The organism is Streptococcus suis YS56 (assembly GCF_000440115.1).
Classification (GTDB): Bacteria; Bacillota; Bacilli; order Lactobacillales; family Streptococcaceae; genus Streptococcus; species Streptococcus suis_L.
In genome coordinates this window covers 25,749-33,323 of sequence record NZ_ALMY01000063.1, presented here as the reverse complement: position 1 = coordinate 33,323, position 7,575 = coordinate 25,749, and the positions used below count along the sequence as shown (strand labels likewise).

The 7,575-nt window shown below is 40.4% G+C and carries 4 protein-coding genes, 2 tRNA genes and 2 pseudogenes; 6 read left to right on the top strand and 2 right to left on the bottom strand.

The annotated features are described in order from the left end of the window. Nucleotides 1–77: 77 nt before the first annotated feature. From SST62_RS0107400 to recG, 4 genes and pseudogenes are all read left to right on the top strand, one after another. A tRNA-Asn gene (locus SST62_RS0107400) sits at nucleotides 78–150 on the top strand. 22 nt (nucleotides 151–172) lie between these two features. Further along, nucleotides 173–244, top strand: a tRNA-Glu gene (locus SST62_RS0107395). A gap of 182 nt (nucleotides 245–426) precedes the next feature. Beyond that, nucleotides 427–890: pseudogene (gene tnpA / locus SST62_RS01000000111645) on the top strand (IS200/IS605 family transposase). Between the two features lie 227 nt (nucleotides 891–1,117). Then, nucleotides 1,118–3,136 (top strand): ATP-dependent DNA helicase RecG, encoded by a 2,019-nt coding sequence (recG, locus tag SST62_RS0107385; protein ID WP_029186852.1) that lies wholly within the window; start codon nucleotides 1,118–1,120, stop codon nucleotides 3,134–3,136. A 64-nt stretch (nucleotides 3,137–3,200) separates the two neighbouring features. Here the strand turns inward: recG and SST62_RS0107380 are convergent, their stop codons facing one another. Continuing rightward, nucleotides 3,201–4,160, bottom strand: coding sequence for an asparaginase (locus tag SST62_RS0107380; RefSeq protein WP_029186851.1), 960 nt, complete (start codon nucleotides 4,158–4,160; stop codon nucleotides 3,201–3,203). A gap of 69 nt (nucleotides 4,161–4,229) precedes the next feature. Here SST62_RS0107380 and SST62_RS1000000112915 point away from each other — a divergent pair. Beyond that, a pseudogene (locus tag SST62_RS1000000112915) lies at nucleotides 4,230–5,595 on the top strand (Cof-type HAD-IIB family hydrolase). Nucleotides 5,596–5,610: 15 nt separating this feature from the next. On the opposite strand, the gene SST62_RS0107365 reads toward SST62_RS1000000112915, so the two are convergent. After that, nucleotides 5,611–6,063 carry a universal stress protein gene (locus tag SST62_RS0107365; protein ID WP_024380030.1) on the bottom strand — a complete coding sequence of 151 codons (453 nt, stop codon included), beginning with the start codon at nucleotides 6,061–6,063 and terminating at the stop codon, nucleotides 5,611–5,613. A gap of 154 nt (nucleotides 6,064–6,217) precedes the next feature. Here SST62_RS0107365 and SST62_RS0107360 point away from each other — a divergent pair, with 154 nt between their 5' ends. After that, nucleotides 6,218–7,432, top strand: coding sequence for a pyridoxal phosphate-dependent aminotransferase (locus tag SST62_RS0107360; protein WP_014735452.1), 1,215 nt, complete (start codon nucleotides 6,218–6,220; stop codon nucleotides 7,430–7,432). The last annotated feature ends 143 nt before the right edge of the window (nucleotides 7,433–7,575 follow it).

The window sequence follows — 7,575 nt, the reverse complement described above, 5'->3', positions numbered from 1 at the left end:
ACACAGCAGTTAAGCCCTAGAACGCCTGAAGTAGTTGGGGGTTGCCCCCTGTTAGATACGGTAGTCGCTTAGCATATTCCGCCATAGCTCAGTTGGTAGAGCGCATGACTGTTAATCATGATGTCACAGGTTCGAGCCCTGTTGGCGGAGTAAAGAGAAATCTTTAGTATATGGTCCGTTGGTCAAGGGGTTAAGACACCGCCTTTTCACGGCGGTAACACGGGTTCGAATCCCGTACGGACTATATTGGGAGGCTGCTTAGGTCTCTTTTTTTGTTTATGTGACTTTTAGTCCGTCACGCTCCGTAAGGTGCGTGACAAATAAACCACCCGCTATGCGGGTGCGCGACGAAGGTTATACCAAAAAAACTCCAAACGCGATACAATAAAGGTGTTCAAGCCTATTGTAAAGCGAGAGGAGAAAAGTATGGCACAAAAGGCACATAGTTTATCACATACAAAGTGGTTGTGTTCTACCACATTGTCTTCACACCTAAGTATAGACGAAAAATCATCTATAATCAATATCGAAGTAGTTTGGGAGAAATATTCCGACGTTTGTGTAGTTATAAAGGCGTAGAAATTATCGAAGGACATCTGATGCCGGACCATGTTCATATGTTAGTCAGTATTCCTCCGAGATTAAGTGTATCAAGCTTTATGGGTTATTTAAAAGGTAAGAGTGCTCTTATGATGTTTGATAAACACGCCAATCTCAAATATAAATTTGGCAATCGTCATTTCTGGGCATAGGGCTATTATGTAAGTACAGTTGGACTTAATGAAGCCACAATTAAGAAATACATACAAGAACAGGAAAAACATGATATAGCACTTGATAAGTTAAGTGTAAAAGAATATGAAGAGCCCTTTAGGGATAATGGCAAGTAGTACGAATGCCTCTTTAAGAGGCTAGTGACGAGTCAAAAGCAGTGAGGCTTGAACAAAGTGAAAGCCAGCGTCTTTAGGCGCTGGCTGGTGATGTGGGCTTATAGCCCTTGTTCAAACCACCCGTTTGACGGGTGGTCATGATTTTTTGAGGTGAATGGGCTTTTGTTTGGCTCCTTTTTCTTTTCTTGTTGCTTTGTCTATTCATTGTTTGTTGATATAATAGAGACATGAAAAGATTATGTGATGAATTATCGGTTTTGCCAGGGATTGGTCCAAAATCGGCTGAAAAATTTTTAAAAATTAACATTCAGAATATTAATGATTTGCTGACTTACTATCCATTTAGATATGAAGATTTTGAGAGTAAGTCTATTTATGATTTGCAGGATGGTGAGAAGGCAGTGGTAGTTGGGGAGGTGGTATCTCCAGCTAATGTACAGTATTATGGTTACAAAAGAAATAGACTCCGTTTTTCAATGAAACAGGGTGAGGTTGTCTTAGCAGTTTCGTTTTTTAATCAGCCTTATTTAGCAGATAAGATTGTTTTGGGGCAGGATATTGCAGTTTGGGGAAAGTGGGATAAGGCTAAGGCGAGTTTGACAGGAATGAAAGTTTTGGCTCAAGTATCAGATGAGCTGCAGCCTGTCTATCATGTGGCGCAGGGGATTTCGCAAGTAAATTTGGTTAAGGCTATAAAAACAGCTATTGATCAGGGATATTTGCATTTATTAGAGGAGAATTTACCTTCAGTTTTACGAGAGCGCTATCGGTTAATGAATCGCCGAGAGGCGGTTTTTGCGATGCATTTTCCGACAAATTTAGAAGAGTATAGACAAGCTTTGCGACGTATGAAGTTTGAGGAATTATTTTATTTTCAATTACAGTTGCAAATGCTGAAAGCCAACAATCGTGATATTTCGAATGGTTTGAAGATTGCTTATGATGCTGATAGATTGGCTATGCAGATAAGACAATTGCCGTTTGCCTTAACGGATGCTCAGTCTGGGGCCTTGGCTGAAATACTATCAGATATGAAGTCCTATGGGCACATGAATCGTTTGTTACAAGGGGATGTTGGTTCAGGGAAGACAGTAGTTGCTGGATTAGCTATGTTTGCTGCTGTGACTGCGGGGATGCAGGCTGCAATTATGGTCCCGACAGAAATTTTGGCTGAGCAACACTTTGAGAGTTTGCGCCAGCTTTTTCCAGAACTTTCTATTGCTCTTTTGACAGGGGGAATGAAGGTTGCGGAGCGTCGTACTGCTTTAGAGGCGATTTCTAGTGGTCAGGTAGACATCATTGTAGGAACTCATGCTCTTATACAGGAAAGTGTGACGTACCATAAGCTTGGTTTGGTTGTGACGGATGAGCAACATCGTTTTGGGGTTAAACAACGCCGTCTGTTTCGTGAGAAGGGTGATAATCCGGATGTGCTTATGATGACTGCTACACCTATTCCTCGGACGTTAGCTATTACAGCTTTTGGAGATATGGATGTATCGATTATTAATCAGTTGCCTGCTGGTCGGAAGCCAATTATTACTCGCTGGGTCAAACATCAACAGCTGCCCACGGTCTTAGATTGGTTGGAGCGGGAGTTAGAAGTAGGTGCCCAGGTTTATTTTATCTCTCCGCTGATTGAAGAATCTGAGGTTCTGGATTTAAAGAATGCTGTAGATCTGCAATCTGATTTACAGGCGCATTTTGGAGAGCAAGTTACAGTGGATTTGTTACACGGTAAGATGAAAAATGACGAGAAAGATGCCATCATGCAGGCTTTTAAGGAGCGAAAAACGAATATTTTGGTTTCTACCACTGTTATTGAAGTCGGAGTCAATGTGCCCAATGCAACGGTGATGGTTATTATGGATGCAGATCGTTTTGGTTTAAGCCAATTACATCAGTTGAGAGGGCGTGTAGGACGTGGTCATAAGCAGTCTTATGCAGTGTTAGTTGCTAATCCTAAAACAGAGTCTGGTAAGGAACGCATGAAAATTATGACAGAGACGACAGATGGTTTTATTTTGGCTGAAGCTGACTTGAAAATGCGTGGGTCTGGAGAAATATTTGGAACTCGTCAATCAGGTTTGCCAGAATTTCAGGTTGCAAATATTATCGAGGACTATCCAATTTTAGAGGAAGCAAGACGAGTTGCTAGTCAGATTGTTAGTGTGGAAAATTGGCAGGAGGACCCTAATTGGTCGATTTTACTTGCTAATTTGAAAGATGGAGAGGAATTGGATTAGTCATATAAAAAAAGGCCGACACACCTGTGTTGGTCTTTTGACATATTGTATAGTTCGTCAACGATTAACCTTGGATGTAATCTGCCAAGCTTTGCTCTTCCAAGCCTGCATTGAGAGCGATAAGGAGTTTGAGTCGGGCCTTTTGAGCATTCAATTCTTTAACAAATAGAATGCCGTCTTGCTCCAGTTGGATGCCACCTCCTTGGTAGGCATAGACAGGCTCAGCAATTCCGTTAAAACAGCGAGATACCAGAATAATGGGGATCTTTTGATCAAGGAGTTTCTTAATGGCTGGAAGGATGGTAGGCGGAAGATTTCCGGCGCCGAGTGCTTCAATGACTAAGCCGGAAATTGAGCTTGCAGTGAGAGAATCAAGGAGGATGGAGTCCATATCTGCATAAGCTTTTATGATTGGGACCGTTCCTGTGACTCTTGACAAGTCAAATCGAACACGTGGTTCAGCAGTTTTAAAATAGAGAATCTCTCGTTTGGTGACTAACCCCAGTGGTCCATGGGTTGGTGTTTGGAAGGTTGAGACATTGGTGGTATGCGTTTTTGTAACATATTTAGCAGCATGAATTTCATCGTTCATGACCACTAGAACACCTTTATCTGCGGATTTATCATCAGCAGCCACACGTAGGGCTGTTCGGTAGTTATAAATCCCGTCGCTACCTAGTTCATTTGAGGAACGCATAGCTCCGGTCAATACAATTGGTTTTTCTGGAATAGCCATTGTATCAAGGAAATAGGCAGTTTCTTCTAAAGTATCTGTGCCATGTGTAATGACAAAACCATCGAAGTTCATTTGTTCTTCTTTGATTTTTTGGTATAGAGCCATCATATGTTCTAAGCGAATGTGCGGACTTGGAACATTGAGAAAATCCAAGGATGTTACTTGAATTTCTTCTAGTGGGCTATCAATTTGGGTCATTGGATTGATTTTACTCGATGCAACTTCACCCTGATGATTGGCTTGCATAGAAATGGTTCCACCTGTATGCAATACTAGAATTTTTTTCATAAATTTTCAGTTTCTTTCAAAGTGTGATATACTAATTGTAACATAATTCTTAGAAAGTAGGTGAGTTGGTTGACGATAAAGGCTGTATTTTTCGATATTGATGGTACCTTATTGACCGACAATCGTATGGTTAGTAGTTCAACTATTCTCGCCATTAATGCTTTGAAAGAGAAGGGAATTTTAGTTGGTCTAGCTACAGGACGTGACCCTCGTTTTGTTTTGCAGTATATGGCTAGTTTAGGGCTAGATTTGGCCATTGCTTATAATGGTCAATATATTTTTTCAAGAGAAGAAGTTATTCATAGTCAGAGTTTAGAGCCAAAGCAAATTGAACAAATTATGGAGTATGCGCAAACTCACCATAAGGATTTATCTTTTGGAACTGCTAAAGGCATATTTGGTAGTAAGATTATGAGTGCTGGAACAGGAAATTTTGCATATCGTGTGACGCGTATGATTCCGGAGTCCTGGGCTGGAATCATAAACTTTATTTTCAATCGCTTGGTACGTTGGATCAGTCCTCAACAGGAAACGAATTTGAAAGGTTTTCTCTTTCAACCAATCTATCAGCTGATGTTGCTGACGACGGAAAGGGAGACGCAATCATTGGAGGTGCTCTTTCCGAACTTGTCTTTTACGCGTTCGAGTCCCTATGCGACTGATATTATCAGTAAGGGAAATTCAAAATTATCGGGTATTGTAAAGGTTGCAGAACGATATGGTTTTGAGTTAGATGAAGTTATGGTATTCGGAGATTCTAATAATGATTTTGAAATGTTGAATGAAATTCAGCACTCGGTAGCGATGGGAAATGGGACGAAAAAGGTTAAACAAGCAGCTTCCTTTGTTACAGATACAAATAATCGTGATGGGATTTATAAGGCATTAATTCATTTTGGTGTGATTGAGGGATAAGATGTTTCAGAGCAAGGACGATAATTTTAATAGGGTAAAGGATTTTCATTTTTTAATGGATGGTGAAACCCAAGAACTTCCCAGTGTGTATGATGGACAGACGGCTTTGCATCGCGCTGGTTTTAAATTGGAGGAGTTGGTAGAATTTCTACATGCAGCTTCAGAATCTGAAGTTGAGTTTCATGATTTTATTCAACAACTTCATCAGGATTTAGATACTGCTGCTGCTAAGGTATCTGGCAAGAGAAGTTTCGGGGTTTCGATGCAGGATCAGGTAGATGCTTTGCTGGATATTCTTTATTTTACATATGGTTCGTTTGTTTTGATGGGGGTTGATCCAGAACCAATTTTTCAGATAGTCCATACTGCAAATATGGGGAAAATATTTCCAGATGGGAAGGCCCATTTTGATCCAATTACCCATAAAATTTTAAAACCTGATGATTGGGAAGAACGGTTTGCGCCGGAGGAAAAGATTCAGGAAGAGCTGAAAAGACAGATGAAAAGACTTGATTCGTAAATCAAGTCTTTTGGTTTATAAACTTTTTTCTCCATCGCGAACAATGAGTAAATCAATAGTTGCGTGGCGCATGATATATTCGGATGAGGATCCGATTAGGAGACGTTCAAAGGCGTTTAGACCAGTTGCTCCAAGTAACATAAGATCCGCACCGGTTTCCTTTGGAATATCGATAGCCAGTAGGTTTTTTGGGTTACCGAATTCAATGCGAATCTGTACATCGGTCAGACCGGCGTTGAGGGCTTCTTGTTTGTATTCTTCGAGGAGGAGCTCCGCCTCTCTTTCTAAAGATTCATAGACAGAGGCGTCAAATGCAACAACATTGTGGAGAGCACGGGTATCAATCACATGGGCGATAATCAGACGTGCTTGGTTGCGTAGTGCGACATGAATAGCTTTATGAAGAGCTAATTCTGCTCCTTTAGATCCGTCTACAGCGACGAGTATTGTTTTGTAAGATTGTGTCATAATAATCACTCCTTTCAGAAGAGCTTTGTCCCGAAATAGGTAGAGTAGTTCCTTACATTTTTATTATAAGCCTTTTGAGAGAAAATGTAAAGGATTCTTGTACTTTTTTTGCTTTTACAGTACAATAGAAAAGATAGAAAGTCGAGGTGACGACATGAAGCAATTTAACAAGTCAACAAAATTGGATGATGTAGCATATGATATTCGTGGGCCTGTCTTGGAAGAGGCCATGCGCATGCGTGCCAATGGAGAGCAGATTTTACGTTTGAATACGGGGAATCCTGCAGAATTTGGTTTTACTGCTCCAGATGAAGTTATTCGTGACTTGATTCATAACGCCCGTAAATCAGAGGGATACTCGAACAGTAAGGGAATTTTTTCTGCACGTAAGGCTATCATGCAGTATTGTCAGCTAAAGAAATTTCCAAATGTTGATATTGAAGATATTTATCTTGGAAACGGCGTGAGTGAGCTGATTGTTATGTCTATGCAAGGTTTGCTAGATAATGGTGATGAGGTGTTGGTGCCAATGCCAGACTATCCTCTCTGGACTGCCGCAGTTAGTTTGGCTGGTGGTAAAGCTGTTCACTATGTTTGTGATGAAGCAGCTGAATGGTATCCCGATTTGGCAGACATGGAGTCTAAGGTGACTTCTCGAACCAAGGCAATTGTCCTTATCAATCCAAATAATCCAACTGGTGCTCTCTATCCGAAAGAAATTTTAGAAGGAATCATTGATATTGCTCGTAGACATGAATTGATCATTTTCTCTGATGAGATTTATGATCGTATGGTCTTTGACGGAGCTGTTCATATCCCTATTGCGACACTGGCTCCAGATTTATTTGTTGTGACGATGAATGGACTGTCTAAATCGCATCGTATTTGTGGTTTCCGAGTAGGTTGGATGGTCTTATCTGGTCCGAAAAAGCATGTAAAAGGTTACATTGAAGGCTTGAATATGTTGTCCAATATGCGTTTGTGTTCAAACGTTTTGGCTCAACAGGTTGTTCAAACTTCTTTGGGAGGTTACCAATCGGTTGATGAACTCTTGATGCCTGGCGGACGCTTATATGAACAAAGGGAGTTTATTACTAAGGCGATTAATGATATTCCAGGACTTTCTGCTGTAAAACCTAAGGCTGGTCTGTATGTCTTCCCAAAAATTGATCGTGAGATGTACAGAGTTGATGATGATGAACAATTTGTATTGGATTTCCTCAAGCAAGAAAAAGTACTTTTGGTCCATGGTCGAGGTTTTAACTGGAAGGATCCAGATCATTTCCGTATTGTGTATTTACCACGTGTGGATGAGTTGGCAGAAATTCAAGAAAAAATGTCACGATTCTTGCGGCAATACCGTAGATAATGGAATTTTGGGCTGAATGTTAATCAGCCTTTTCTTTTTACTTGAATGAAATTGTTTGAATTATTCTAACAACGGTAAATATTCTGATAATTGTTGAAATTTTATGTATTTTTTGCTATACTGAAAGCAATTACAGAGTAAAG

Coding starts and splice junctions, on each gene's coding strand:
- recG (WP_029186852.1), top strand. CDS start 1,118: ATGAAAAGATTATGTGATGAATTATCGGTTTTGCCAGGGATTGGTCCA.
- SST62_RS0107380 (WP_029186851.1), bottom strand. CDS start 4,160: ATGAAAAAAATTCTAGTATTGCATACAGGTGGAACCATTTCTATGCAA.
- SST62_RS0107365 (WP_024380030.1), bottom strand. CDS start 6,063: ATGACACAATCTTACAAAACAATACTCGTCGCTGTAGACGGATCTAAA.
- SST62_RS0107360 (WP_014735452.1), top strand. CDS start 6,218: ATGAAGCAATTTAACAAGTCAACAAAATTGGATGATGTAGCATATGAT.